Source organism: Cupriavidus sp. BIS7 (assembly GCF_000292345.1).
Classification (GTDB): Bacteria; Pseudomonadota; Gammaproteobacteria; order Burkholderiales; family Burkholderiaceae; genus Cupriavidus.
The window spans coordinates 1-25,386 of the sequence record NZ_ALOU01000086.1; the positions used below are offsets into that span (position 1 = coordinate 1).

A 25,386-nucleotide genomic window follows, 5' to 3' on the forward strand; every position below is an offset into this window, starting at 1 on the left:
CGTTCTACTTCATGGAGATGAATACGCGCCTGCAGGTGGAGCACGCGGTGACCGAAGCGGTCATCGGCGAAGACCTCGTGGCGTGGCAATTGCGCGTGGCGCTGGGAGAGGCACTGCCGCTGACGCAGCACGATATCGACACCCGGCGCGCCAATGGCGGCCACGCGATTGAAGTGCGGTTGTGCGCGGAGGACCCGCTGCAGGGCTTTCTGCCACAGAGCGGCACCGTCGCGCGCTGGCAGGCGCCCGAAGACATCCGAGTCGACCATGCGCTGGCCGATGGCGTGACCGTATCGCCGTACTACGACTCGATGCTGGCCAAGCTGGTGGCCCACGGCACGGACCGCGAAGACGCGCGCCGGCGCCTGATGCGCGCGCTCGATACCTGCCTGCTGCTCGGCGTGAAGAGCAACCGCCGGTTCCTCGGCCAATGCATCGCGCATCCCGCATTCGCAGCAGGGCAGGCCACCACGGCATTTATCGAAGCCCATATGGGAGCTTCGCTGCACGCCTCGTCAAAGCCGAGTGCCATGGCGCGTCTGGTGGGTGCTGCGCTGCTGACATGGTTGCGCGGCCTTGCCGGTGCGGCCAGGTATCCGGCGGAACTGCATGGCTGGTCCAGCAGTGGCGCGTATCCGCACTGGTGCCGGCTGGTGCTCGACGGCGAAGCTGCGGCGCTGCAGGTGCACACGATCGGCGAGCGGCAATGGGCGCTGAGCGATGAGGGCCAGACCACGGTCGCCAGCATCGTTGGCCGCACCGACGCTGACGGCAGCCTGTCCCTGATGTTTGGCGGCCGGCCTTGCCAGATCCGCTACGCAGTCACGCAGGATGGCTGCCACTTCGTCCTCGACGGCGCCGAGCACATGGTGCGCGACGTCACTTACGCGCGGGCTGACCGCAACGGCGGGCAGGATGGCAACGGACGCATCAGCGCGCCGATGAACGGCCGGGTGGTCGCGTTGCACGTCGCACATGGCGACGCGGTGGTTGCCGGCCAGGTCTTGCTGGTGGTGGAGGCCATGAAGATGGAACACAGCATTGCCGCGCCGCTGGCGGGCGAGGTAAGGGGGCTGTTTACCGAAGTGGGCGCGCAGGTGGCGCCGGGCGGATTGCTGATCGAGATCGAAGCGGCCTGACGAAGTGGCCAGACCAAGTGGCCAGACCAAGCGGGCGGAGTCGCTGCACATACAACGCGGTACAACCGGGAGAATCCCATGTCGGAAGCCATGCCAGATGTCAGACTAGAGGCCAACCTGCTGAACCGCAATACGCTAGGCGACACGCTGCGCCGGAGCGCGCGCAGCTTCGGTGACGAAATCGCGCTGGTGGACGGCGGGCAGCGCATGAGCTACGCCTCGCTGGAAGCCGACAGCAACCGCTTCGCCCATCATCTGCTGGCCAGCGGCCTGAAGCCCGGTGACAAGGTGGCGATGGTCTGCGTCAATTCCATCGCGTTCCTCGTGGCCGCATACGGCATCCTGAAGGCGGGCATGGTCTGGGTGCCGGTCAACGCGATGCTGGCGCCCGAGGATGTGCGCTATATCGTCGAGCACGCCGAAGCCAGGCTGGTAGTGATGGACGGCCATCTCCACGGCAATCTGCAGCCGGCGCTGGAAAGCCTGGGCCTGCCTGTGCGGCTGGCAATGACGGCCGCGCCGGTGCCCGAGGTCGCCACGCTGGCCGAAGCGCTGTCTGGCATGCCCGATACCACTCCCGAGGTGCTGATCGAAGACGGCGACCTGGCGCTGATCATGTACACCAGCGGCACCACCGGGCGGCCAAAGGGCGCGATGCACTCGCACCGCTCCGTGCTGTCCGCCGTCGCTTCCAACATTGCGACACTTGCCATCGGCCCGGCGGACGTATTTTCCTGCCTGCTGCCGTTGTTCCACTGCGCGCAATTCGCCACCGCGGCGGCCTCGCTGATGGCCGGTGCGCGGCTGGTTATCCAGCGCGGTTTCGATCCGGTTGCATTGCTTGATACGCTGCACAACGAGCGCATTACGCTGATGTTCGGCCTGCCGCTGATGTATGCGGCGCTGCTGCAGCACCCGTTGCGCGCACAGCGCGATCTTTCGCCTCTGCGGCTGTGTCTGTACGCAATGGCACCAATGCCCGCGCCGCTGATCAAGCGGCTGATCGCGGAGATCTGCCCGAACTTCGCGCTTGGGTCAGGGCAGACCGAGATCTTCCCGATGACGCAGTATTTCGCGCCGGACCAGCAACTGCTACGCAGTGGCAACTGCTGGGGGCGACCCTGCATGGTCAACGAGACCGCAATCATGGACGACGAGGGCCGCTTGCTGGGCCCCGGCGAAATCGGCGAGATCGTGCACCGTGGCCCGAACGTCATGCTGGGGTACTACAAGGACCCGGTGGCCACGGCGCAGGCACGGCGCTTTGGCTGGCACCACACGGGCGACCTGGGCATGTGGGACGAGGCCGGTCAGTTGCAGTTCAAGGACCGCAAGAAGGACATGATCAAGACCGGCGGCGAAAACGTGCCATCGGTGAAGGTGGAGGAGGTGTTGCTGCGCCACCCGGCGGTGGCAAATGCCGCCGTGGTTGGCCTGCCGCATCTGCGCTGGGTGGAGGCCGTGGCGGCCTTTGTGTGCCTCAAGCCGGATGCCGTGTGCGATCTGGCCACGCTGCAGGCGCATTGCCGCGAGCATCTGGCAGGCTTTGAAGCGCCCAAGCACATCGCCATCCTGGACCAGTTGCCGATGACGGCAACCGGCAAGATCCAGAAGCACATCTTGCGTACTGCGAACCAGTCGCTGTTCGACGGCGCGGACCGCTAGGGTTCGGTCCGCCAACCTTCGCGCCGCCCCGCGCTGGCCGCTATCCGCTACTTTTCGTGGGTGGCCGCCGGGGTGCGCAGCATAAAGAGCACGGCCTGATCGGCCAGTTCGTCGATGCTCAGTCCGGCGCCGGTCTGGTACCACTGCGCTGACCAGTTCAGCGCGCCGAACATCATCAGGCGGTCCACGGCGGTGGGCTGCAACCATTCGCCGGAGCGCTGCAGGCGCTCGATTACGCGCGTCCACAGGCCTTCGTAACGATCCTTCAGGGCGATCACGCGCTCCTGCGCCGCGTGATCGAGCGATCGCCACTCGTACAGCATCACCGGAATAAAGTCCTGGTTAGGCGCCAGCAGCGTGTAGAGGTGCGCACGCACCAGTTGCCGGAACGCTTCACGCGGCGGCAGGCCGTCGATATCCACGGCTTCCAGGTCGGCCAGCCCGACGGACAGGCCGTGCTCCACTACCGCCAGCAGGATGTCCTGCTTGGTCTTGAAGTGATAGAACCAGCTGCCCGCGTGCACGCCCGCGGCCGCGGCGATATCGCGCACGGTGGTATTGCCATAGCCCTTCTCGCGGAAGAGCCGTGCGGACTGTTCGATCAGGGTACGGCGCAGCCCTTCGTTGGCGTCCTGGGCCGGTCGGCCGCGCTTCCTCGGGGGCGTGCCGGCAGGCGCATGCTCGGCGGATGCCGGGTCGACGCTGACTGGATTTGCCCCTGCACCTTCTGACATCGGGTCACCCTTGAGTTGGTCACTTCGGCGTCAGGATACCGTCATTCAGCGTGGCATTGTCGGAAAACTCGCGGCTTCCCGCGCCGCGAAACCGGGGACGTCTTGCTAGCTCTGGCCGGCCAGGCTCGCCTCACTTTCGATCTGCTTGCGCAGCATCGCAAAGCGCTGTTCGACGTGCTCCCCGAACAGCGGGTCGTCGCTCGCCGGAACGGCGGCGTCAACCTCGGCCCAATCCTCGGGCGTCAATAGCTGCGCAGCGCGGGGCATGACGTGCCGTTCTTCGGTCGAGAGATGATTGCGATAGTAGACAAGGTACATCGCTCCGGCGGCCTCAAGCGCCGAACGCGAACTGACCACATCTCCCTGAGCCTCTTCGAGCCGGTTCGACAGCGCCTCGCCCACAGTGGCAATCACGCGGTGTTCCTGCTGCAGCCGGTTCACGACGATTTCCATGCCGGGATCGCGCTCTACGAGCTTCGCGTACGCAACATCCTCACGGGGATGATGGACGCGATCGCCGAAACTTCGCATGTAATAGATGATAAGGCTCATCAGGCCGTAGTTTGGCCGCTCGCCCCGGTCAAAGAGGATTACCTGTTCTTCCAGAAGGTCCAGCAGGCGAGCGAAATGAATATGATCTTCGTGCCATACCGAAAGGGGGGTGGTCACGGCGTGCTCCTTGGATGGGTTAGGCCCGGATGCCCCGCGCGGCCAACCCGGATCGCCTTACTTGATACAGTATTCGCCGGTCCGGAAGCCGGCGTGACATAGATCAACAGATCGAAAATGATGCGGGTGAGCGCTGATGCCAGCCGGCCAATCGGTGCCGCTGGCGTCCTCCTGCGCAGCATCTAGTCGCGCTCGACGCTGTCCGCAAGCGCACGCAACAAGGCCGCACCGTCGCCGCGCCAGGCGCTGCCATGCATGCAGGCGAGAGTCGTCGGTTGCAGTGCAGCCAGGCGTTCCAGCATGGCCCGGGCGTTCCTGCTGTGGGAGAAGTAGTCCATCTTCCGGCGGAAGGCCTCGCTCGGTCCGAGGATGTCAGCCTCGGTAAGCGGCGGGTGATGGGACCCGCCCTGGGTAAACAAGTCGCCACAGAGCAGCGTTGCCGATGTGGTCTCCATGAGAAATCCACATTCCCAGGCGTGCGGCAGGTGCGGTGCATCAAGCCAGCGCACACTGTGACGACCGAGCGAGATCGCCTCGCCGTCATCCAGGGCGCGTGGCGGCCGATTTGCGTAATCGCCAACCGAAACCATGGCGGCGATCTGGCCACACAGCGGCTCCGCACGCGGAGCGGCAGCGAGGAACTCGTTCAGTGCGCCGCATTCGTCGGCTTCGAAATGCGAGAAGCCGATATAGCGCAAGCGATCGATCGGCATGATCCGCCCGACCGCCTCCCCAACGACGGGAAACAGCGCGCGCAGGCCGGTATGAAACAGCAGCGGCTCGTCGTCGTCGATCAGGTACTGGTTGAACGAGAATCCGCCCCCGCCAGGGATCTCGACCGGGGTGGCAATGCGATAGATGCGGTCAGCAATCTCATCGATCGTTGTACCGTTCGAAAGGGACAGGGTCGCCATGGTGGACTCCTTTCTTGGCAAACTGACATGGAAGACGGGTGCCCGGGCGAACTTGTACTCTTGGGCAGATCATGTAATACATAGAGTATTCCGCCCGTCGGCTCACGCAAAGGGGAGCAGCATGCATTTCCGGAAGCTATGGGTGGCCGCCGCGCTGGCCGGGGTGGCCGGCGTGGCGCTGGCCCAGCCTGAAACCAGTTCTCATGTTGCTTCCGGCGTAGGGGCCGTGATGGCGACCAAGACAACCAGGGCCACCGCCACCGTGGTCGGCATCGACGCTGCCACGCGTACGGTCTCGCTAAAGAACAGGCAGGGCAAGGTCACGGACTTGCACGTGGGCGACGACGTGCGCAATTTCGACCAGCTCCACAAGGGCGACGTGGTCTCCGTCGAGTACACGGAAGCCCTGTCGGTCAGCATGGTGCGCCAGAGCGGCATACGTTCGTCCATCGAGCGGGAAACCGCCGAACGGGCGCAGCCCGGTGACAAGCCGGGCGGCACCATCGGCCGCGAGGTGACCGTGACCGCCGATGTCGTGAAAGTCGATGCCAAATCGGGCACGGTGACGCTCAAGGGGCCCAAGGGCAAGCAGGTTGACGTGCACGTCAACGATCCGCAGCAATTGAAGGCAATCCGTCGCGGCGACCAGGTTCAGGCCGTTTATACGGAGGCGCTAGCGATTTCCGTGACGCCGAAGACAGGACATTAGGGCGTAGTCGCGTATGCACGGCGCCGAGCAAGCCAGGGACGTGGCCGCGAAAAACCTGACCCAGCCATCGCGCTTCTGGCTCCATCTGGTCTGTCTCACCACGCTTGTGTTTCCCTGCGTAGCGTCGGCGATGGACTTCAGGATCTACTACCAGCCGCAACTCAAGATCAAGATGATCATCGCGGAGGGGAAGATTCAGAGCGGTGATGTGCGGAAGTTCATTTCGATTGCCAAGCGGGCAGATCGTGATGGCGAAGGGCTCGTTACCGTCATTCTGAATAGCCCGGGTGGGAATGTCGAAGCTGCCTTTCGCATCGTCGATGCCATGGACAAGATCCGCGTCTATACGGCAGTCCCGAGCGGCGCCAGTTGTGCATCCGCCTGCGCTTCCATCCTGTTCGCATCAGGGGAACGCCGCAGTGTTCTGGGTACCGGCAAGCTCGGCTTTCACAGTTGCTACAGACGCGAAGGCGGCACGTACGAGGCGGACTCTCTCTGCAACGAGATCATCGCGGCAAACGCGATGCAAAGGGGCGTGACTCACGCCGGCATCAATCGCTTCGTCGAGGAATATGGCGCGCGAGACATGGCGTGGGTAGGGCGCGACATCGCTTGCAAGTCGCTGCAAGGGCTATGCAAGCCGGGGAATATGGAAACCACGGCTGATATGAGGGTTGCGCTGACCAATAGCCTCGAATGCAGCAAGCTCCCATCCCCGCAAGCGCAGCTTGTTTGCGGGGATGCCGAGCTAACTCGCGTCGACAGGCAACTGGCTGGAATCTACGAGCAAAAGCTGAAGACATCAGCCAACAAGGAACGCCTGCGATCAAGCCAACGCACATGGCTTCGCACCCGCAACGAGTGCGGCGACAAGGACTGCCTGCTGCGAAGCTACAACGCCCGCATCGATGAGCTGAAGCGGACGCCGTCGTAGCAATTGCCCGGCCGTCAGTGCGGCTTTGCCGGCATCTGCAGCGGTACCGGCTGGGTCAGCGTCTCTGGTCGCAGGATTCGATCAAGTTCTTCCTTCGACAACAACCCCTTGCGCAGCACGATCTCATAGACGCTGCCGCCGGTGGCGTGGGCTTCCTGCGCGACGGCGGTTGCGTTGGCGTAGCCGATGTACGGGTTGAGCGCGGTCACCACGCCGATCGAATTCTCCACGGTGGCGCGCAGCCTGTCCGCGTTGGCCGTGATGCCCCTGACGCAGCGCTCGGCCAGCGTCAGGCAGCCGTTGCGCAGGTGGCTGACGCTCTTGAACAGGCTATGCGCGATGATCGGTTCGAACGCGTTGAGTTGAAGCTGTCCGGCCTCGGCCGCAAAGCTGACGGTAACGTCGTTGCCGATGACCTCGAACGCGATCTGGTTCACCACTTCGGGAATCACCGGGTTCACCTTGCCAGGCATGATGCTGGAGCCGGCCTGCATGGGCGGCAGGTTGATCTCGCCAAGGCCCGCCCGTGGCCCGCTGGACAGCAGGCGCAGGTCGTTGCATGTCTTGGAGAGCTTCACGGCCACGCGCTTGAGCACGCCGGAAAGCTGCACGAAAGAGCCGCAGTCTTGCGTGGCCTCGATCAGGTTAGGGGCGGTTTCCAGCGGAATGCCCGTGATCTCGCGCAGCCGCTTGAGCACCAGCGGCGCATAGGCCGGATGTGCGGTGATGCCGGTTCCGATCGCCGTGGCGCCAAGGTTGATCTCGCAAATCAGCATCGAGGCCTCGCGCAGGCGCTGCTCGTCTTCGCCCAGCATGACCGCATAGGTGCTGAATTCCTGGCCCAGCGTCATCGGCACGGCGTCCTGCAACTGCGTACGGCCCATCTTGATGATGTGGGCGAACTCGTCGGCCTTCGCCTCGAAGGCCTGGCGCAGTACGGCCATGGCGTCCACGAGTCCGACGATACCGAACCATGTGGCCACCTTGAGCGCGGAGGGGTAGACGTCGTTGGTGCTCTGGCCGATATTGACGTGCTCGTTCGGATGCAGGTACTGATACTCGCCTTTCTTGTGGCCGAGCAGTTCGAGCGCTCGGTTGGCAATGACCTCGTTGGCATTCATGTTGGTCGAGGTGCCGGCGCCGCCCTGGATCACGTCGACGACGAACTGATCGTGAAGCGCGCCGGCCATCAGTTCCTTGCAGGCGCCCACGATTGCATCGCAGTGCGGCTGGTCCAGCAGGCCAAGCTCATGGTTGGCCAGCGCCGCTGCCTGCTTGATCGCGGCCAGTGCCTTGATCAGCTCGGGGTAGATGGAAATCGGGGTGCCCGTGATCGGGAAATTCTCGACGGCCCGCAGCGTATGGACGCCATAGTAGGCCTCGGCGGGGACTTCGCGGTCGCCAAGCAGGTCGTGTTCGCTTCTGAATTGTCCGGTGGTCATGGCTGCGCTCCTCGCGAGAACTGGTTTCGACGGTACGGCCAAAGTCTAGTGATTCGGCCATGCCGTCGCCAGAATCCATGCAAAGTTGGTATGGGCTGCTGCAGGCGACTGAAACTGTTATGCAAAAAACGTATAAAGCCGTTGCCGCTCGGTCGGTGCCAATGAAAACAAGGCCGGTCTTGCGACCGGCCCCATTCACTGCGGCCTGACACTGTGCCTGACACTGCGGCCTGACCGTCGGGCTGTCACCTGAGATCGAAGCGGTCCAGGTTCATCACCTTGTTCCACGCTGCCACGAAGGCCTGGACGAACTTCTCCTGGCCATCTGTGGCGCCGTAGACCTCGGAGACCGCGCGAAGCTCGGCGTTCGAACCGAAGATCAGGTCAACACGCGTGCCGGTCCATCTTGGCGCACCTGTCTTGCGGTCGCGTCCTTCAAACAGGTCCATGTCTTCCGATACGGGCTTCCATTCCGTAGCCATGTCGAGCAGATTCACGAAGAAGTCGTTGGTCAGCGCGCCAGGGCGATTCGTGAAGACACCATGCTGAGACTTGCCAAAATTGGCGTCGAGCGCGCGCATGCCGCCCACCAGTGCTGTCATCTCCGGCACCGTAAGCTTCAGCAACTGGGCCTTGTCCACCAGCAATGCCTCGGCGCGGATCGGGAGCTTCCCCTTCATGTAGTTGCGGAAGCCATCGGCGATTGGTTCGAGCACAACCATGGCGTCCAGATCGGTCTTCTCCTGCGACGCATCCATACGGCCGGGCGAAAACGGCACCGTGACGTTGTGGCCGCCATTCTTGGCCGCCTGCTCGACGCCAGCGCATCCGGCCAGCACGATCATGTCGGCCATCGAGACCTTCTTGCCGCCACTCTGGGCCTTGTTGAAATCGCCCTGGATGCCCTCCAGCGTGGCCAGCACCTTCGCAAGTTCCGGAGGCTGGTTGGCATCCCAGTCCTTCTGCGGTGCCAGGCGGATGCGCGCACCGTTGGCGCCGCCGCGCTTGTCCGAGCCACGGAAGGTCGATGCCGATGCCCACGCCGTCGACACCAGTTGCGGGACGGTCAGCCCCGACGCCAGCACCTTGGCCTTGAGCGCGGCCACATCCTGCGCGTCGATCAGCGGGTGATCTACGGCCGGGATCGGGTCTTGCCAGAGCAGTTCTTCCTTCGGAACATCCGGGCCAAGGTAGCGTGCGCGCGGCCCCATGTCGCGGTGGGTCAGCTTGAACCATGCGCGGGCAAACGCGTCGGCCATCTCCTGCGGATTCTCATAGAAGCGGCGCGAGATCTTCTCGTAGATCGGATCGAACCGCAGCGAGAGGTCGGTCGTCAGCATGGCCGGCGAACGGCGCTTGGACGGATCGGCCGGGTCGGGCACCGTGCCGGCGCCTGCGCCGCCCTTGGGTGTCCATTGATTTGCGCCAGCGGGGCTCTTCGTCAGTTCCCATTCGTATTCGAACAGGTGCTTGAAGTAGTCGTTGCTCCACTTCGTCGGCGTGGTGGTCCAGATGACCTCCAGTCCGCTGCCGATGGCGTCGCCGCCCTTGCCGGTGCCAAAACTGCTGCGCCAGCCAAGCCCCTGTTCCTCAAGGCCGGCAGCCTCGGGCTCGGGCCCCACATGGGACACGGGGCCGGCGCCGTGCGTCTTGCCGAACGCGTGGCCGCCCGCGATCAGCGCTACCGTCTCTTCGTCGTTCATCGCCATGCGGCGGAACGTCTCACGGATATCGATCGCTGCGGCAAGTGGGTCTGGATTGCCATTCGGGCCTTCCGGATTCACATAGATCAGGCCCATCTGGACTGCCGCCAGCGGATTTTCGAGGTCACGCTTGCCGCTGTAGCGCTTGTCCTCCAGCCACACGGATTCGTTCCCCCAATAGACAGACTCGTCCGACTCGTAGACGTCCTCGCGCCCGCCGCCATAGCCGAATGTCTTGAAACCCATCGACTCCAGCGCCACGTTGCCGGTCAGCACGATCAGGTCAGCCCACGAAATCTTACGGCCGTACTTCTGCTTGATCGGCCAGATCAGCCTGCGTGCCTTGTCCAGGCCGACGTTGTCCGGCCAGCTGCTGGTCGGTGCAAAGCGCTGCTGGCCTGCACCGGCGCCACCGCGCCCGTCGCCAATGCGATAGGTGCCTGCGGCATGCCATGCCATGCGGATGAACAACGGACCGTAGTGTCCAAAGTCTGCCGGCCACCACGGTTGAGAATCAGTCATCAACGCCTGCAGATCTTTCTTCACGGCGGCCAGGTCAAGGCTGTTGAACTCCTTCGCGTAGTCGAAGGCTTCGCCCATCGGATCGGACAATGAGGAGTTCTGGCGCAGAATGTGCAGATTCAGCCGCTCTGGCCACCACTCCTGGAGCGCCCGGCCGGCGCCTGCGGGATGAAGAAACGGGCACTTTGCTTCAGTTGTCATGCGAATCTCCTTTGGTCGCTTGAACTCAACGAAACACCATGCTGTAACCATTCGCCACGACGCGGGCCCATGTGAAGAAGCGCCTTTGGAGGCAAGTCCGAATCGGACGTCACAGTTGACCTAACCATGCTAGGACGTGATGCCGACGTACCGAAGGAATTAAAGCTGCCCGCGGCAATCTGGACGTACCCCGATTGCTCCGGATGGCTCTGTGGTCCGGCGAGACTTCTATAGTGAATAGCATTCGAACAACTGTCGCGATGAGCGCGTCGGAGGATGCAATCATGGCCGTGGCTACCACGCTGGCAAGATGCCTTCGCAACAAGCAAACCCGGTTTGAAACCGTACATCGCCCCGGCAGCCCGGGGAGCCCAGCCGCCGTGCCGGCCGAATACGTTCCCGGAGACCGGCTGGCCAGAACAGTCCTGCTGGAAGATCAGCGGGGATACGTTGCGGCGGTCATTCCCTCCACGCATCACCTGAAACTGGCGGAAATCTGCGCACAGACGGGCCGAAAGCTGACGCTCGCCCACGAATGCGGCGTGCGTGAAGTCTTCAGGGACTGCAGTCTTGGGGCGATCCCGCCGGTCTGCATGGCATATGGCACGCAGACCTGGCTAGACGACAGCCTGCTGACGCATTCCGACGTCTACTTCGAGGCAGGAGACCAGCAGGAACTCGTGCACATGAGCACCGATCAGTTCGCCGACCTGATGGCTGACGCGCGGCTTGGGCATTTTGCGCACCGGGACATGTAGCGCAGGGAAGGGGGGAGGTTGCCGGCGGCGCGTGATGGGGTGATGCGGGCGCCACGTTTTTGCGTGCACAGGGATTGCGGTATAGCTCGATGGCAGGGTGGGCGCCTTTTCCGGGCTGGGCCCACAATAGGCGGCATTCTGCCAAGGAGTGTCAAACCATGAGCACGCTGCGTCCAGACTTCACCATCGAGTCCATCCACGAACGCCAGCGGGGAATGCTGCCCGACTTGCTTGGCGTGCGCGTCCTCGCGCTCACACAAGGCACGCTGACCGCGGAGCTCCAAATTCGGCCCCAGTTGCTGGCGCCTAACGGATTTCTGCACGCGGCAACGGTGATCGGGCTTGCCGACACTAGCTGTGGCTACGCGTGCCTGGCCCACCTGTCAGACCAAACCCCCAACTTCACGACGATCGAACTCAAGAGCAACTTCCTCGGAACGTGTCGCGAGGGAACGATCCGGGCCGTCGCAACGGCCGTCCATCTGGGGCGAAGCACCCATGTCTGGGATGCCACGGTATTCGATCCCACCGGCCGTACGATGGCGCTGTTCCGTTGTACGCAGATGCTGCTGCGGTAGGGCTGCAAGGAGAATCCGCCCGTCAGTGTTTGTGATGCGGCCCGCCACTAGGCGGCACCCTGGGCCCGCTCACGCTCGACCCGCTCCGTGACATCCCGCGCAACGGCGACCGAGCCGACAGGTTTGCCGTTTGCATCGCTGACAAGCGCGAATGTCATCTCCACGAAACGCTTGCTTCCGTCCTTGTGGATGGCTTTCGTCAATGTCGGCTTGCCGGATAAGCGGGTCTTGCCTGACTGGATGGCCGCTTCAAACCCCCGCCAGTGTGCGGGCCGCAGACGCTCCGGGATGATCAGATCAAGACTCTGTCCCAACGCCTCGTCGGCCCGGTATCCAAACAGGTCCGCCGCCGCCTGGTTCCAGCCTCCAATGCGCCCATCCGTATCGGCAAATATGAGTGCATCGGCAAGCTGCTCAAGGATCAGCGCCGCCGAGTCCGTTGACATTGTCATGGTGGTATCCGCTCCGGAGGGTGAGCTTCGTGAGGGGGCTTCCATCGCCGGAAGCCCCTCATCATTTGGGGGATTCTGCCAGCTTTGCACCGTGAATCGTAGGCTTGGCGCTCATGTGAAATTAACGATCCATTCGTAAACAGTCAGCGCCACCATCGCGAGCAGTGGTGCAAAGCACAGCCGGCGACGCAATTTCCGCGCGGGATGCGTCCAGACAGCCCGGATCGCCAGGCTACACGCCACAATCCAAAGTCCTGCTCCAACAAGGTAGTTCCGCAGGCTGTCATACATCCAGAGGTTTGCCGCCGGTCCGGCCGCGCCAAACGGATAGCGTTGGGGAAATTCCCATGCTTCCCCTGCATCCATCGCCATGATCACAATTACCGCGAAAAGCGCGGCTGAGGCCGACCACTTCTTAATACATGACGACGAGGTCGATGTCTTTTGCATAATAAATGAACTCGCCAATGAAGCTGTCCATCGAGGCTGTCAGATCAATGCAACCGTGCGAGCCCGGCACCCAGCCACCATGGATCGAGAAATCTGAACGGCCATAGGTTCTTGTTCCCGGCAGCGGGTCCAGCCAGATACGGTGATGTCCCCACGCCATTGGACCCGATGGGAACGGGCCCATTTTTACGATTGCAAGAAGCTTCCGGATGAGAGTGACTTCGTCCCATCGTTCCATCCTGCCTTGGCGCGCCTTGTAGCGACCGGCCGGGATCGGACCTACGTTACGTTCCGCCTGATGTTCGGGGCCCGAATATCCTTTCTTGCCGGAGGTAGCAGGCCATTGGCGATAAACCTGCCCATTCTCCAGCCACACCAGGACTACGCCATTAAAAAGCAGGGAAGCTTCGCGCATGTCTATGCGCCGAGAGGTTTCCTCCAGATTTAGCATCCGGACCAAATTGCGAGTGGACAGATCGTACGTCCAGCTTGTTCGCATTTGCGCAACCGATCTTAGTTCGGACTGCAAACTCGGATCGCTATCAATCACGCTGCAGATTCGCTCAGCACTCATTCGCATGTTTTCCCCTGGTTGATGACGTCATGGTCAGCCCTCCAACGTTCGAGTGGCCCCGCCATTTGTGCATCACGCGCTACAAGGCGCAATCGGAGAACCTTGGATTTGCATGAGATTTATCTCAGCCCGGTTGCCCGTTGAGCGGTGCACATTGCAGCACTTACATTCCATTCGCTTGGAAACCACGTTTCACCGTTGCAATCGCGAATTTCAACATTGCAATATCTGCCGACCACGCGCTTTCGGAAAAAATCCTGCGAAATCAATGGGACAAGCCCGTCACGGTGACGTGGTCTGCTTTTTGCTCTTTCAGCCTCAACACGTGTGCGGGGAATTGCGCACGCAAATCCATTGCCGATCCCGCCATCGCCTTTTGCCGACGGCGAGAGACCACGGGTTGAACAGGAACGCTTGATGACGTACTACGGACAAAGCAAGACAGGCGCGGATGGCGCGTCTGGCGATGATGGGAACAAGCGGCATTTGCTCGATATGCCGAACCAGCGCGGGGATGGCGCCAAGCCGCTCCCGAAGCGTTCGAACTGGGCCTGGGCAGTTGGCAGGGCGCATTACGACTGGATGGAGGCGCACTCTCCATCTTCCAGCTACGACTGATTTCTGACTTCGCCGGCGGGGCAGAGCTTGCCTGACGCCGTATCTTTGACCTCGGGCCATGCCGTGTCTTTTCCGCGTGGCCCGTTAGCCTGGTTCGTACGCCCATGGATTTTGCCCCGATCAAATCGCTGCTGATTGCCAACCGTTCCGAGATCGCGATTCGCGTGATGCGGGCCGCCGCCGAGATGAGCATCCGCACGGTCGCCATCTACTCGAAGGAGGACCGGCTTGCGCTCCATCGCTTCAAGGCCGATGAGAGCTATCTGGTTGGCGACGGAAAGAAGCCGCTGGCGGCCTATCTCGATATCGACGACGTCCTGCGCATTGCCCGGCAAGCGAAGGTCGATGCGATTCACCCGGGGTATGGCTTTCTGTCCGAGAACCCGGATTTCGCCCAGGCGGTCATCGACGCCGGGATTCGCTGGATCGGCCCGTCGCCTGAAGTCATGCGCATGCTTGGCAACAAGGTGGCTGCGCGCAATGCCGCCATCGCAGCCGGCGTGCCGGTCATGCCGGCCACCGATCCGCTGCCGCTGGACCTGGACGAGTGCAAGCGTCAGGCCGCCGGCATCGGCTATCCGCTGATGCTCAAGGCAAGCTGGGGCGGCGGTGGACGCGGCATGCGCGTGCTGGAAACCGAACAGGACCTGGAGCCCGCGCTCGCAGCGGCCCGGCGCGAGGCGCTGGCCGCGTTCGGCAACGACGAGGTTTACCTGGAAAAGCTGGTGCGCAACGCGCGCCACGTCGAGGTACAGGTATTGGGCGACAAGCACGGCAATCTAGTGCATCTGCACGAGCGTGACTGCACGGTGCAGCGGCGCAACCAGAAGGTCATCGAGCGCGCACCCGCGCCATACCTGGACGCTGCCGGCCGTGCGTCGCTGTGCGATGCCGCGCTGCGGCTGATGGGCGCGGTCGGCTACACCCACGCCGGCACGGTCGAATTCCTGATGGATGCGGACTCCGGCCAGTTCTACTTCATCGAGGTCAATCCGCGCATTCAGGTCGAGCACACGGTCACGGAAATGATTACCGGGATCGACATCGTCAAGGCGCAGATCCGTGTCACCGAAGGCGGCCAGATCGGCATGACCGAAGACACGCTCGACGACAACGGTGACATCCGTGTGCGGGCCGCAGGTGTACCGCCGCAGCCGGAGATCCCGCTGAACGGCAATGCCCTGCAATGCCGCATCACCACCGAAGACCCCGAAAACGGCTTCCTGCCTGACTATGGCCGACTCACGGCCTATCGCAGCGCGGCGGGCTTCGGCGTGCGGCTGGACGCCGGCACGGCCTACGGCGGCGCGGTGATTACGCCGTACTACGATTCGCTGCTGGTCAAGGTCACCACGTGGGCGCCGACGGCGGCGGAGTCGATCCGGCGCATGGATCGCGCGCTGCGCGAGTTCCGTATCCGCGGCGTTTCTTCCAACCTGCAGTTTCTGGAAAACGTCATCAACCACCCGGCTTTCGGACGCGGTGACGTCACCACGCGCTTCATCGACCTGACGCCGGAACTGCTGGCGTTCACCAAGCGGCGCGACACCGCCACCAAGCTGCTCAGCTATCTGGGCGACGTAAGCGTCAACGGCAATAAGGAACTGAGCGGCCGCTCGTTGCCGTCGCTGCCGCTGCCAAAGCCCGTGCTGCCGGCCGTGGATACTACCGGCCCGCTGCCGTATGGCACGCGTGACCGTCTGCGCGACCTTGGCGCGGACAAGTTCGCGAAGTGGATGCTGGACCAGAAGCAGGTGCTGCTGACCGACACGACCATGCGCGATGCGCACCAGTCGCTGTTCGCCACGCGCATGCGCACCGCCGACATGCTGCCGATCGCGCCGTTCTACGCCAGCGAACTGTCGCAACTGTTCTCGATGGAATGCTGGGGCGGCGCCACGTTTGACGTGGCCCTGCGCTTCCTGAAGGAAGATCCGTGGCAACGCCTTGCGCAACTGCGCGAGCGAGTGCCCAACATCCTGTTCCAGATGCTGCTGCGCGGCTCGAACGCCGTTGGCTACACGAACTACTCGGACAACGTCGTGCAATTCTTCGTCCGCCAGGCAGCCAGCGCCGGCGTGGACGTGTTCCGCGTGTTCGATTCGCTGAACTGGGTGCGCAACATGCGCGTGGCCATCGACGCCGTACGCGAAAGCGGCGCGCTGTGCGAAGGCGCGATCTGCTACACGGGCGATCTGTTCGATGGCTCGCGCCCCAAGTACGACCTGAAGTACTACGTGGGCATCGCCCGCGAACTGCAAAGCGCCGGCGTGCACGTGCTGGGGATCAAGGACATGGCGGGCATCTGCCGTCCGCAAGCTGCCGCAGCGCTGGTCAAGGCGCTCAAGGAAGAGACCGGCCTGCCTGTGCATTTCCACACGCACGACACCAGCGGCATCTCGGCGGCCTCCGCACTGGCGGCGATCGAGGCGGGTTGCGATGCTGTCGATGGCGCGCTCGATGCGATGAGCGGACTTACCTCGCAGCCGAACCTGTCGAGCATCGTTGCAGCGCTGGCTGGCAGCGAACGTGATCCCGGCCTCAGTCTGGATCGGCTGCATGAGGCATCGATGTACTGGGAGGGCGTTCGTCGTTACTACGCGCCGTTCGAATCCGAGATTCGCGCTGGCACGGCCGACGTCTATCGTCACGAGATGCCCGGCGGCCAGTACACGAACTTGCGCGAACAGGCCCGCTCGCTTGGCATCGAGCATCGCTGGACCGAGGTTTCGCGTGCCTATGCAGACGTCAACCGCATGTTTGGTGACATCGTCAAGGTCACGCCCACGTCAAAGGTCGTTGGTGACATGGCGCTGATGATGGTGGCCAACGACATGACTGCCGCCGATGTGTGCGATCCCGCGAAGGAAGTCGCGTTCCCCGAATCGGTGGTCTCGCTGTTCAAGGGTGAACTGGGCTTCCCGCCCGATGGCTTCCCGGCCGAACTGTCGCGCAAGGTCCTCCGCAGCGAACCGCCCGCGCCTTACCGCCCCGGCGATCTGATCCCGGCCGTGGATCTGGAGGCCGCCCGCGCGGCAGGCGAGACCGCCTGCGAGCAGCCGCTCGATGACAGGCAGCTTGCGTCGTATCTGATGTATCCGAAGCAGACGGCCGAATATCACGCGCACGTACGCGCCTACAGCGACACGTCGGTGGTGCCGACTCCGGCCTTCCTGTACGGCTTGCAGCCGCAGGAGGAGGTGGCCGTCGATATCGCCGCAGGCAAGACGCTGCTTGTCTCGCTGCAGGGCACGCACCCCGACGCCGAAGAGGGCGTCATCAAGGTCCAGTTCGAGCTGAACGGGCAGTCGCGCACCGCGCTGGTGGAACAGCGCAGCACGGTGCAGGCCGGAACGGCACGCCAGAGCCGTCCGGTGGCCGATTCCGAGAATCCGCTGCACGTTGCCGCGCCGATGCCGGGCTCGATCGTGACCGTAGCGGTCCAGCCGGGGCAGAGCGTCTCGGCTGGCACCACGCTGCTTGCGCTGGAGGCCATGAAGATGGAAACCCACATTGCTGCCGACCGCGACTGCGTGATCGCGGCTGTGCATGTGAAGCAGGGTGACCGCGTGGCGGCAAAGGACTTGCTGATCGAGCTGAAAGGCGACTGACCTTCCAGCGAGTTTTGTGTCCCCGGGCGGGGCTCGCCTGTCCCGGGAATGCCGCGGCCGTGCCAACAGCATGGCCGCACGCTATTACAAGGGCCAACAGCAGCCAAATCCAGCCCCAGTGTACGTTTCCGCGCGAAACCGAGCAGTGGGGTCATTGACAGTTGCCAACCCCGAGGCACATCATTCGTCCCGAACAGATGCGCCTCCTGAGCTACTCGCGCCCCCGCTCGACGCCTGGAAGGTCGCCAGTCCTTTGGGAACGGGGTCATGAATTCATCACTACGCAAACTGGCGGGCGCTCTGGCGCTCGCCGCTCTCCTGTCCGCCTGCACGTCCACGCCGGATCGCTCGGCGGCGGCCGTCCCGGCGGCCGAGCAGCCGCCTTCCGACCAGGCGATGAAGACCCTGTCGGCCGAGGTGTTTACATATGGCTACCCGCTGGTGCTGATGGATGTCTCGCGCGAGGTGATGACCGCGAAGGTGCCGGTCAACACGTTCGGCCACAAGCGCAGCTTCCCGGATGCAACATTCAAGGACGTGGTCAGCCCGAATGCCGACACGCTGTACTCGTCGGCGTGGCTCGATCTGTCGAACGAACCGATGGTGTTGTCGGTGCCCGATACCGGCGGTCGCTACTATCTGATGCCGATTCTCGACGCCTGGACCAACGTATTCGCGTCGCCGGGCAAGCGTACGACAGGCACGAAGCGCGGAGCGTTCGCGATTGTCGGCCCGGACTGGCAAGGGCAGTTGCCGAAGGGGGTCAAGGAGATCCGCTCGCCCACCAACATGGCCTGGCTGATTGGCCGGATCCAGACCAACGGCAAACAGGACTATGCGGCAGTGCACCACCTGCAGGACCAGTTCCGCCTGGTGCCGCTGTCCGCCTGGCGCAAGGGGAGCCGCGCCGCGCCGCAGTCCGTGCCTCGCGCAAAGCTGATCGATACCGAGACGCCGCCGGCGGAGCAGGTGGCCGCCATGGATGCCCAGGCGTTCTTCAGCCGGCTGGCGAGCCTGCTGCAGGCTAATCCGCCCGCGCCCGAAGACGCCGCGATGGTCGAAAAGATGCAGCGCATGGGCCTCAAGGCCGGCCAGCCGTTCAAGACCACGGTGCTGGAACCGTCCACGGCGCGCGCCGTCCAGGAAGGCGCCTCTGCCGCACTGGCAATGATCAAGGCGGCTGGGCGCCAGAGCGCCGCCGGACACACGGGCTGGCGCGTCCAGCGCGAAATCGGCGTGTACGGCACCGACTACGGCCGCCGAGCCGTCGTGGCAATGTTCGGCCTTGGCGCCAACCTGCCCCAGGATTCGCTCTACCCAACTGCGCGCGCCGACGCCACCGGCCGACCATTCGATGGCGGCAGCCGCTACGTCCTGCACTTCGACAAGGGCCAGTTGCCGCCGGCAAAGGCGTTCTGGTCGCTGACGATGTACAACGACAAGCAGGCCTTCGTCAGCAACCCGATCCAGCGCTACGCCATCGGCAGCCGTGACCACTTGCGCTTCAACCGCGACGGATCGCTCGATATCTATATCCAGTACGAACGCCCTGAGGAACGCAAGGTATCCAACTGGCTGCCCGCGCCCCCGGACGCGTTCAACCTGATGCTGCGCGCCTACTGGCCTGACCAGGCGCTGCTTAACGGCAACTGGATGCCGCCTGCGGTGCAGCGCGTGAATTGAAGGGTGGGCTGACCGGGAACGGACCCGGCAGCATCGGCCACAATGGAAAAAGCCCTTCCGTCGCGAAACGGAAGGGCTTTTTTGGTTCATCGTCGATTTGAGGGGCCACTGAGAGTTGCAGAACGACCCACAAGGGACCTTCGATTCGCCCGACAGCGGTCGTTCAAAATCGAACCTCACTGACTCCCTGCCGGCGAGACAGGCGAGACTTCTGGGCGCGAAGATTGGAAGATTGCCCTGCTTGCCGAACTTGGGGCCGGTTGGCTTGATTAATCATCGCGTGTTGAGGTCATGCGTTGACGCTAAAGGAGACCGAGCCGCAACGATTGTCGACGATCTGGCCGGGGATGCGACAGGCAGCTCCTCGCCGACAATTGCCCCATGCGGGCGGCAGTCGTCGGCCGAGAGGGCAACCTACCCGCCGACGGCGACACGCTTCGTCATCGGCACGCAAGACAACTCCAGTCCACGCGAGGTACGGTACGTCGAAACCGAATCGCCCGACCAACCACAACGACGATAGAACGGTGCCGCGTTTAGCGTTGCATCGAGGCGCATTGCGGCAAGGCCGTGATCAGCGGCCAACACTTCAAGAAAATCCAGCATTTTGCGTCCGATGCCGCGCCCCATATGAGACGGTCGGACGAAGATCGCGTCGACTTGCCCGCTTGCGAATGTAAGCATCCCTGTTCCGACGATCGATCCCTGATCGACGGCAACATAGAAGTCAGATTCGACAACGCCGGCCCATTTGTCGGTCGGCGTGCCGTCAACCCACGCCGAAAGGGCTGCTTTGGGATAGTGCTCAGCGCATGCAGCATGCACCGACGTTTTACGGATATCCCATGCGTCGAACACGTCATCGCAGTTCGCTTTTCGTATCGTCAGCATGCTGTGCTCCTCGGCTCGATCTGCCAATTTGACACGTCAGCAACGTCACCAAGAACGGAAACACGTACTCTGTAATGCATGCATTCACTCCTATTCGCGCCAACGCAATTCGGAGCGGCTGAAAAGACACGGCCCCGTCATGACTGGCGGGGCCGTTGAGGAAGTCTGTGTACGGTGTATGAACGTCACAATTCCCACGACTCGCCATTGGCGGTCATGGTGCACATCATGGAATTGAGCGCGTCGTAGTTCATAAAAACATATTGCCTGCCGCAGAAATTGCCGTCAATGCCAACCCGCCGATCGTCAACGATCCAGGCGGTCGTGTCGAACGTCTCAAACTGGCCGGTCTCGGCCATCGGGCCATCGACCTTTTCCGGAAATCGGCGATTAACTTCTTATTGCCCTCGGCCATTGCCGAGGGCAGGGCGCACGCCTCAGAACCTGTACTTCACCCCCGCATAAAACGCCCGGCCGTTGCCCGGATAGAACACCGAGGTATTGGCCGTGCGCGCATCCGTCACCGTGCTGAAATCGCTGATATAGCGCTTGTCCGTCAGGTTGCGGGCATCCAGGAACAGTGTGACGCCGCGCTCGAATTCATAGCTGGCCTCGATGCCGAACAGCACGTAGCTGGGCACCTTGAGCGTGTTGGCGTAGTCCACCCAGGCGCCGGTCGGTACCCAGTCGATCGTGCCAGCCACGCGCAGCCGTGAATGCCGGCTGTACGCCAGCGTGGTGCGAAGCACGTGCTGCGGGACGCCCGCGATCCGGTTATTGCCGTAGACGGGATCGTTGTCGAAGCGGAAATCGCTGTAGTTCCAGATCTGCGAAATGCTGATCTTGTCGCCACTGCCGAACACATTGCGTACCACGTCCGCGCTGGCGCCAAGTTCCACGCCTTGCAGGATTGTCTTGTTGGCGTTGAATGTCGACGCGGGGATGTCCGGGCCTACCGTGTACTGCAGCAGCTGGTCGCGAACCAGCGACCGGTAGGCGGTGACGTCCCAGCCGAAGCGATCGAGCTGGCCGCGCGTGCCCAGTTCCAGCGTCCAGCCGTGCTGCGCCGCCAGCGGCACGAACTGCTGGGTCATGCCGATGGTCTGGTTCAGATCGGAGAAATCGGGAACGTCCGCGCTGCGGGTGACGTCGATAAAGGCCTGGACGTTCTTCTTCGGCTCCCATAGCACGCCAAATTTCGGATTCACGCCGCTATAGGTCGTGGCATCCGATTTCGGCGTCGGGTTGGTGGGCAGGCCGCCGTAGTCCTTGTACTCGCGCCGGTTGCGGTAGGCCTTGGCGCCTGCCATCAGCGCCACCGTAGGCACCACGTAGAGGCGGTCTTCGAGATAGGCCTCGTAGTTGTAGGCGTCCTGCGCCGCGTTCAGCGTCTGTGCGCCGCGGTTGCCATTGACGTTCACGTACTGGCGCGCATCGTTGTTGCCGCCGAAGAAGCGCATGCCCGCGATAAGCTGGTTGCGCATGCCGCCAAGCGCGAATTCGCCGGTGTAGCGCGGCGCAAAGCCGTACGTCCAATAGTCCTGGTCGACGACCTGGAAAATCGGGTGGTACAGGCTCTTGTGGATGGCCCAGGTCGAGAAGTCCAACTGGCCGCTGTCGAGCTTGACCGTCGTCACGTTGGCGATGCGCTCGGTGCGCGTGTTGCGCGCCTGATCGCCGGCCAGGGCGCTTGGCGATGCCATGCGCGGGTTGTTCAGCGCATCGTTGAGCGACAACGTGCCGGGCAGCAACTGATCGACGATATACGCGCCGAAGTAGAAGCGGGTTTCCACGGCCGGACTGAATCGGTAGCCAACGTTGGCGTTGATCTGCTCGTACTGGCCGCGCTCGTGGTTACGGTACCCGTCCGAGTGGCTGACCGTGGCGTTGACCAGGAAGTCCCACGCGCCGATCTGCCGCGACACCTGGCCGCTGCCGCGCACGGTGCCGAAGCTGCCGCCATCGAGGCGAAGCATATTCGGCGCGTCGGCGGTCAGCGCGGTGGGCGTGGTGAAATTGATCGCGCCGCCCAGTGTCGTGCTGCCATAGGCCAGGCCGTTGCCGCCCTTGTAGATCTCGGCGGCGGAAAGGCCGAGCGGATCGATCTGGTAGAAGTCGCCGCTACCGTCGGCGAAGTTGGTCGGCACGCCGTCCTGCAGGATTTCCAGGCCGCGCGTGTGGTAGCCGCGTGCGATGCCGGAGCCGCGAATCGACAGCCGCAGTTCCTGCCCATAGCGCTCCTGCACATAGACGCCCGGCGCGTCCTTGAGCACATCGCGCAGGTCGCTGGCGTAGGTATTGCTGTAGGAATTCGCGTCGACAAATCCGACCGAGCCCGCCGATTGGAACAGGGACTCGCGTTGCTGGGCGACACCCGGCGCGGTCAGTGAACCCGGAGCGGCAGCCGAGGCAGTGACGGTCGGGAGGGTCGGAAACTCGGCAGTGGAAATGGCCGGCGCGGTTTGCGCCAGCGCTGCGCCGGACAGTGCGGCAGCAGGAAGCACCGCTGTGCGGCGCCATTGTTTTTTTCGTTGCATTGCTTGTGGTCGAAAGACGCACGCCGGTGGTGGCTGGCGTGGTCCGGATGCTCTTGTTCTGGCTCGACCGCAAGGATACGGAGCGGAGTGCCCGTGCGCCATGCGACACAGCGACGCAACGGGCACTCGCCGCTTATTTCGACATCGACCTTATATTCGACTCTACGCCGATGGTTGTCCGCCGCAGCTTGCGTCGCACGCGGCGCCGTGCACATGCGCGGTTGCCAGATCGGCAATCGCGGGGCGCGCCACGCGCTTCCAGGTCACCGGTGCCTGGCTGGCCAGCTTGCCACGCAACTGCCGCGCTGCCGTCACCATATTGGCCAGCGCCGCCTCCGTTTCCGGCCAGCCTCGGGTCTTGAGGCCGCAGTCCGGATTGACCCACAGGCGCTCCGGCGGGATGACCTCGCACGCGCGTTCCAGCAGCCTTGTGATGGCTTCCACGGCCGGCACGCGCGGCGAGTGGATGTCGTAGACGCCGGGTCCGATCTCGTTCGGGTAGTCGAAATCGCCAAAGCCCTCCAGCAGTTCCATCGCAGAGCGCGAGGTTTCGATCGTGATCACGTCGGCATCCATCGCAGCGATTGCCGGCAGGATGTCGTTGAACTCGGCGTAGCACATATGGGTGTGGATCTGCGTCTGGTCCGAAACGCCAGCAGCGGAGAGGCGGAACGCGTTGACGGCCCAGTCGAGATACGCGGCCCAGTCGTCGCGCCGAAGCGGCAGGCCTTCGCGCAGCGCCGGTTCGTCGATCTGGATCACGCGGATACCGGCCGCCTCCAGATCGCACACCTCGTCGCGGATGGCCAGCGCCAATTGCCGTGCCGTGGTGGCGCGCGGCTGGTCGTCGCGTACGAACGACCACTGCAGCATCGTCACCGGGCCCGTGAGCATGCCCTTCATCGGCTTGTTGGTCAGCGACTGGGCGTAACGGGCGGTGTCCACGGTCATCGGCTCCGGCCGATAAACGTCGCCGAAAATGACCGGCGGCTTGACGCAGCGCGAGCCATAGCTCTGCACCCAGCCGTTCGCGGTGAATGCGTAGCCGCAGAGTTGCTCGCCGAAGTACTCGACCATGTCGTTGCGCTCGGCTTCGCCATGCACGAGCACATCAATGCCAAGCGCCTCCTGCTTGCGCACGGCCAGTTCAATCTCTGCGCGAATGCGTTGCAGGTATTCCAGCGCGCCAATCTCGCCGCGCTTGTAGGACGCACGCGTCTGACGGATGGCCGTGGTTTGCGGGAACGACCCGATCGTTGTGGTGGGCAGCGCCGGCAGTTTCAGCGCTTCGCGCTGGTGCTCGATACGGCTTTCAAAGCCGCTCGCACGGTTGGCCATCTCGGCGGTAACCGCTGCCAGGCGCTTCTGCACCTGCTGATTGACCACTCGGCGCGAAGTACGCCGCGATTCGCGAGCGGCATCCGATGCGGCAAGCTGCGCTGCCACTGCCGCCTCGCCCTGATTCAGCGCCGTGGCCAGCGTGTGGAGCTCGTCGAGCTTTTCCGTGGCAAACGCCAGCCACGATTTCAGTTCTGGATCAAGCCGCTGTTCGGCATCGAGCGACACCGGCACATGCAACAGCGAGCAGGACGGCGCGATCCACAGCCGGTCCCCAAGCTGAGCCTGAAGGGGCTTCAGCGTTGCCAGCGCCGCACGCAGATCCGATCGCCAGATATTGCGGCCGTCGATCACGCCGGCCGATAGCACTGCATCGGCCGGCAGCACCTGCAGCCACGTTGCCAGTTGCTGCGGGGCGCGCACGAGGTCGATGTGGAAGCCATCCACGGGCAGGGCGGCGATGCGCGCGGCGTGCGGTGCCGCCGTGTCGAAGTACGTAGCCAGCAGCAGCTTCAGGCCCGATTCGGCAAGGCCCGCATAGGCGCGGTCAACTGCCTCGAGCCAGTTGGTCTCGATATCCAGGCACAGCACCGGTTCATCAATCTGGACCCACTCGATGCCGCGCGACTGCAGTTGCGACAGGATGCGGCGATAAGCCTGCACCACCTTCGGCAACAGGCTCAGGTGATCGAAGCCCGGAGCGTGCGACTTTGACAGCCACAGGTACGTCACCGGGCCAATCAGCACCGGACGCGTGGGCAGGCCCAGCGCCAGCGCTTCGTCGATCTCGTCGAAGAACCACGACGGGCCGCCTTCAAAGCTGCTGTCCGCGTCCAGTTCCGGGACGATGTAGTGGTAGTTCGTGTCGAACCACTTGGTCATCTCCATGGCCGGCTGGGCCGCATTGCCGCGCGCGAGTTCGTAGTACTGGGCCAGTGTCAGCGACGCGGCGTCCAAGCCGAAGCGCTTTGGCAGGGCGCCCAGCAGGGCGGTCAGGCCAAGCATCTGGTCGTACCAGGCGAAATCTCCAGCTGCCACCGTCGCCAGACCTGCATCCACCTGCAGTTGCCAATGGCGGCTACGCAGCGCTGCGCCGGTTTCGCGCAGCGCTGGCTCGGGGGTTTCGCCGCGCCAGAACGCCTCCTGCGCGAACTTCAGCTCACGGTGTGCGCCGATGCGCGGAAAGCCGAGGGTATGTGTGCGTGCCATCTGTTGCTCCAATGTCTGATCTGGCGCACAGTTTCGGATCGCGAGTAAAATGAAT

At 63.4% G+C, this 25,386-nt stretch carries 21 protein-coding genes; 9 read left to right on the forward strand and 12 right to left on the reverse strand.

Translation table 11 applies throughout. The features are described 5' to 3' along the window. Together B552_RS0124650 and B552_RS0124655 are read left to right on the forward strand one after the other, a co-directional pair. Positions 1-1,139 (forward strand): biotin/lipoyl-containing protein (locus B552_RS0124650; RefSeq protein WP_019451730.1); only part of this gene is annotated, 1,139 nt, incomplete at its 5' end. 78 nt (positions 1,140-1,217) lie between these two features. Further along, on the forward strand, positions 1,218-2,804 hold the full coding sequence (locus B552_RS0124655) for an AMP-binding protein (protein WP_019451731.1): 1,587 nt from the start codon (positions 1,218-1,220) through the stop codon (positions 2,802-2,804). A gap of 47 nt (positions 2,805-2,851) precedes the next feature. Here B552_RS0124655 and B552_RS0124660 read toward each other — a convergent pair whose 3' ends face one another. The 3 genes from B552_RS0124660 to B552_RS0124670 form a co-directional block, all read right to left on the reverse strand. After that, on the reverse strand, positions 2,852-3,538 hold the full coding sequence (locus B552_RS0124660; protein WP_019451732.1) for a TetR/AcrR family transcriptional regulator: 687 nt from the start codon (positions 3,536-3,538) through the stop codon (positions 2,852-2,854). Between the two features lie 105 nt (positions 3,539-3,643). Further along, positions 3,644-4,207 (reverse strand): hemerythrin domain-containing protein, encoded by a 564-nt coding sequence (locus B552_RS0124665; RefSeq protein ID WP_019451733.1) that lies wholly within the window; start codon positions 4,205-4,207, stop codon positions 3,644-3,646. A 182-nt stretch (positions 4,208-4,389) separates the two neighbouring features. Then, positions 4,390-5,121, reverse strand: a complete 732-nt coding sequence (locus tag B552_RS0124670; RefSeq protein ID WP_019451734.1) for an MBL fold metallo-hydrolase — start codon at positions 5,119-5,121, stop codon at positions 4,390-4,392. Positions 5,122-5,242: 121 nt separating this feature from the next. Here B552_RS0124670 and B552_RS0124675 point away from each other — a divergent pair, with 121 nt between their 5' ends. Both B552_RS0124675 and B552_RS0124680 read left to right on the forward strand, forming a co-directional pair. Next, a complete protein-coding gene (locus B552_RS0124675; protein WP_019451735.1) occupies positions 5,243-5,830 on the forward strand; it encodes a hypothetical protein in 588 nt (195 codons plus the stop codon). Between the two features lie 13 nt (positions 5,831-5,843). After that, positions 5,844-6,764 carry a lysozyme inhibitor LprI family protein gene (locus B552_RS0124680; RefSeq protein ID WP_019451736.1) on the forward strand — a complete coding sequence of 307 codons (921 nt, stop codon included), beginning with the start codon at positions 5,844-5,846 and terminating at the stop codon, positions 6,762-6,764. A gap of 14 nt (positions 6,765-6,778) precedes the next feature. On the opposite strand, the gene aspA is transcribed toward B552_RS0124680, so the two are convergent. Next, complete coding sequence (gene aspA, locus B552_RS0124685; RefSeq protein ID WP_019451737.1) at positions 6,779-8,206, reverse strand: aspartate ammonia-lyase; 1,428 nt, start codon at positions 8,204-8,206, stop codon at positions 6,779-6,781. Between the two features lie 245 nt (positions 8,207-8,451). Continuing rightward, positions 8,452-10,632 carry a catalase/peroxidase HPI gene (gene katG, locus B552_RS0124690; RefSeq protein WP_019451738.1) on the reverse strand — a complete coding sequence of 727 codons (2,181 nt, stop codon included), beginning with the start codon at positions 10,630-10,632 and terminating at the stop codon, positions 8,452-8,454. A gap of 284 nt (positions 10,633-10,916) precedes the next feature. On the opposite strand from katG, the gene B552_RS0124695 reads away from it, so the two are divergent. Together B552_RS0124695 and B552_RS0124700 are read left to right on the forward strand one after the other, a co-directional pair. Next, entirely contained in the window at positions 10,917-11,390 is a 474-nt protein-coding gene (locus B552_RS0124695) for a YbaK/EbsC family protein (RefSeq protein WP_026036024.1), read from the forward strand. 158 nt (positions 11,391-11,548) lie between these two features. After that, positions 11,549-11,968 (forward strand): PaaI family thioesterase, encoded by a 420-nt coding sequence (locus tag B552_RS0124700; protein ID WP_019451740.1) that lies wholly within the window; start codon positions 11,549-11,551, stop codon positions 11,966-11,968. 47 nt (positions 11,969-12,015) lie between these two features. On the opposite strand, the gene B552_RS0124705 is transcribed toward B552_RS0124700, so the two are convergent. The 3 genes from B552_RS0124705 to B552_RS28990 all read right to left on the reverse strand — a co-directional run bounded on the left by B552_RS0124705 (position 12,016) and on the right by B552_RS28990 (position 13,285). Continuing rightward, the gene (locus tag B552_RS0124705; RefSeq protein ID WP_348600497.1) at positions 12,016-12,414 is read right to left on the reverse strand and encodes a PAS domain S-box protein; all 399 of its coding nucleotides are present in this window, start codon (positions 12,412-12,414) and stop codon (positions 12,016-12,018) included. Between the two features lie 117 nt (positions 12,415-12,531). Continuing rightward, positions 12,532-12,792 carry a hypothetical protein gene (locus tag B552_RS28985; RefSeq protein ID WP_162137623.1) on the reverse strand — a complete coding sequence of 87 codons (261 nt, stop codon included), beginning with the start codon at positions 12,790-12,792 and terminating at the stop codon, positions 12,532-12,534. A 43-nt stretch (positions 12,793-12,835) separates the two neighbouring features. Beyond that, positions 12,836-13,285, reverse strand: a complete 450-nt coding sequence (locus B552_RS28990; protein ID WP_157160337.1) for a L,D-transpeptidase family protein — start codon at positions 13,283-13,285, stop codon at positions 12,836-12,838. 576 nt (positions 13,286-13,861) lie between these two features. Here B552_RS28990 and B552_RS0124720 point away from each other — a divergent pair. The 3 genes from B552_RS0124720 to B552_RS0124730 all read left to right on the forward strand — a co-directional run bounded on the left by B552_RS0124720 (position 13,862) and on the right by B552_RS0124730 (position 19,356). Beyond that, positions 13,862-14,062, forward strand: a complete 201-nt coding sequence (locus tag B552_RS0124720) for a hypothetical protein (protein WP_019451743.1) — start codon at positions 13,862-13,864, stop codon at positions 14,060-14,062. A gap of 104 nt (positions 14,063-14,166) precedes the next feature. Continuing rightward, entirely contained in the window at positions 14,167-17,673 is a 3,507-nt protein-coding gene (locus B552_RS0124725) for a pyruvate carboxylase (RefSeq protein WP_019451744.1), read from the forward strand. Between the two features lie 267 nt (positions 17,674-17,940). Then, a complete protein-coding gene (locus B552_RS0124730) occupies positions 17,941-19,356 on the forward strand; it encodes a DUF1254 domain-containing protein (RefSeq protein ID WP_019451745.1) in 1,416 nt (471 codons plus the stop codon). Positions 19,357-19,770: 414 nt separating this feature from the next. Here the strand turns inward: B552_RS0124730 and B552_RS0124735 are convergent, their stop codons facing one another. The 4 genes from B552_RS0124735 to metE form a co-directional block, all read right to left on the reverse strand. After that, positions 19,771-20,247 carry a GNAT family N-acetyltransferase gene (locus B552_RS0124735; RefSeq protein ID WP_019451746.1) on the reverse strand — a complete coding sequence of 159 codons (477 nt, stop codon included), beginning with the start codon at positions 20,245-20,247 and terminating at the stop codon, positions 19,771-19,773. Positions 20,248-20,432: 185 nt separating this feature from the next. Then, entirely contained in the window at positions 20,433-20,606 is a 174-nt protein-coding gene (locus tag B552_RS28995; RefSeq protein ID WP_019451747.1) for a hypothetical protein, read from the reverse strand. Between the two features lie 78 nt (positions 20,607-20,684). Further along, complete coding sequence (locus B552_RS0124745; protein WP_026036026.1) at positions 20,685-22,784, reverse strand: TonB-dependent receptor; 2,100 nt, start codon at positions 22,782-22,784, stop codon at positions 20,685-20,687. A gap of 162 nt (positions 22,785-22,946) precedes the next feature. Next, entirely contained in the window at positions 22,947-25,331 is a 2,385-nt protein-coding gene (metE, locus tag B552_RS0124750) for a 5-methyltetrahydropteroyltriglutamate--homocysteine S-methyltransferase (protein ID WP_019451749.1), read from the reverse strand. Positions 25,332-25,386: the final 55 nt, after the last annotated feature.

Excerpts from the sequence above, each read along its gene's own strand:
- B552_RS0124655 (WP_019451731.1), top strand. The coding sequence starts at position 1,218 with ATGTCGGAAGCCATGCCAGATGTCAGACTAGAGGCCAACCTGCTGAAC.
- B552_RS0124660 (WP_019451732.1), bottom strand. The coding sequence starts at position 3,538 with ATGTCAGAAGGTGCAGGGGCAAATCCAGTCAGCGTCGACCCGGCATCC.
- B552_RS0124670 (WP_019451734.1), bottom strand. The coding sequence starts at position 5,121 with ATGGCGACCCTGTCCCTTTCGAACGGTACAACGATCGATGAGATTGCT.
- B552_RS0124675 (WP_019451735.1), top strand. The coding sequence starts at position 5,243 with ATGCATTTCCGGAAGCTATGGGTGGCCGCCGCGCTGGCCGGGGTGGCC.
- B552_RS0124680 (WP_019451736.1), top strand. The coding sequence starts at position 5,844 with ATGCACGGCGCCGAGCAAGCCAGGGACGTGGCCGCGAAAAACCTGACC.
- aspA (WP_019451737.1), bottom strand. The coding sequence starts at position 8,206 with ATGACCACCGGACAATTCAGAAGCGAACACGACCTGCTTGGCGACCGC.
- katG (WP_019451738.1), bottom strand. The coding sequence starts at position 10,632 with ATGACAACTGAAGCAAAGTGCCCGTTTCTTCATCCCGCAGGCGCCGGC.
- B552_RS0124695 (WP_026036024.1), top strand. The coding sequence starts at position 10,917 with ATGGCCGTGGCTACCACGCTGGCAAGATGCCTTCGCAACAAGCAAACC.
- B552_RS0124700 (WP_019451740.1), top strand. The coding sequence starts at position 11,549 with ATGAGCACGCTGCGTCCAGACTTCACCATCGAGTCCATCCACGAACGC.
- B552_RS0124705 (WP_348600497.1), bottom strand. The coding sequence starts at position 12,414 with ATGTCAACGGACTCGGCGGCGCTGATCCTTGAGCAGCTTGCCGATGCA.
- B552_RS28985 (WP_162137623.1), bottom strand. The coding sequence starts at position 12,792 with ATGGCGATGGATGCAGGGGAAGCATGGGAATTTCCCCAACGCTATCCG.
- B552_RS28990 (WP_157160337.1), bottom strand. The coding sequence starts at position 13,285 with ATGCGCGAAGCTTCCCTGCTTTTTAATGGCGTAGTCCTGGTGTGGCTG.
- B552_RS0124720 (WP_019451743.1), top strand. The coding sequence starts at position 13,862 with ATGACGTACTACGGACAAAGCAAGACAGGCGCGGATGGCGCGTCTGGC.
- B552_RS0124725 (WP_019451744.1), top strand. The coding sequence starts at position 14,167 with ATGGATTTTGCCCCGATCAAATCGCTGCTGATTGCCAACCGTTCCGAG.
- B552_RS0124730 (WP_019451745.1), top strand. The coding sequence starts at position 17,941 with ATGAATTCATCACTACGCAAACTGGCGGGCGCTCTGGCGCTCGCCGCT.
- B552_RS0124735 (WP_019451746.1), bottom strand. The coding sequence starts at position 20,247 with ATGCTGACGATACGAAAAGCGAACTGCGATGACGTGTTCGACGCATGG.
- B552_RS28995 (WP_019451747.1), bottom strand. The coding sequence starts at position 20,606 with ATGGCCGAGACCGGCCAGTTTGAGACGTTCGACACGACCGCCTGGATC.
- B552_RS0124745 (WP_026036026.1), bottom strand. The coding sequence starts at position 22,784 with ATGCAACGAAAAAAACAATGGCGCCGCACAGCGGTGCTTCCTGCTGCC.
- metE (WP_019451749.1), bottom strand. The coding sequence starts at position 25,331 with ATGGCACGCACACATACCCTCGGCTTTCCGCGCATCGGCGCACACCGT.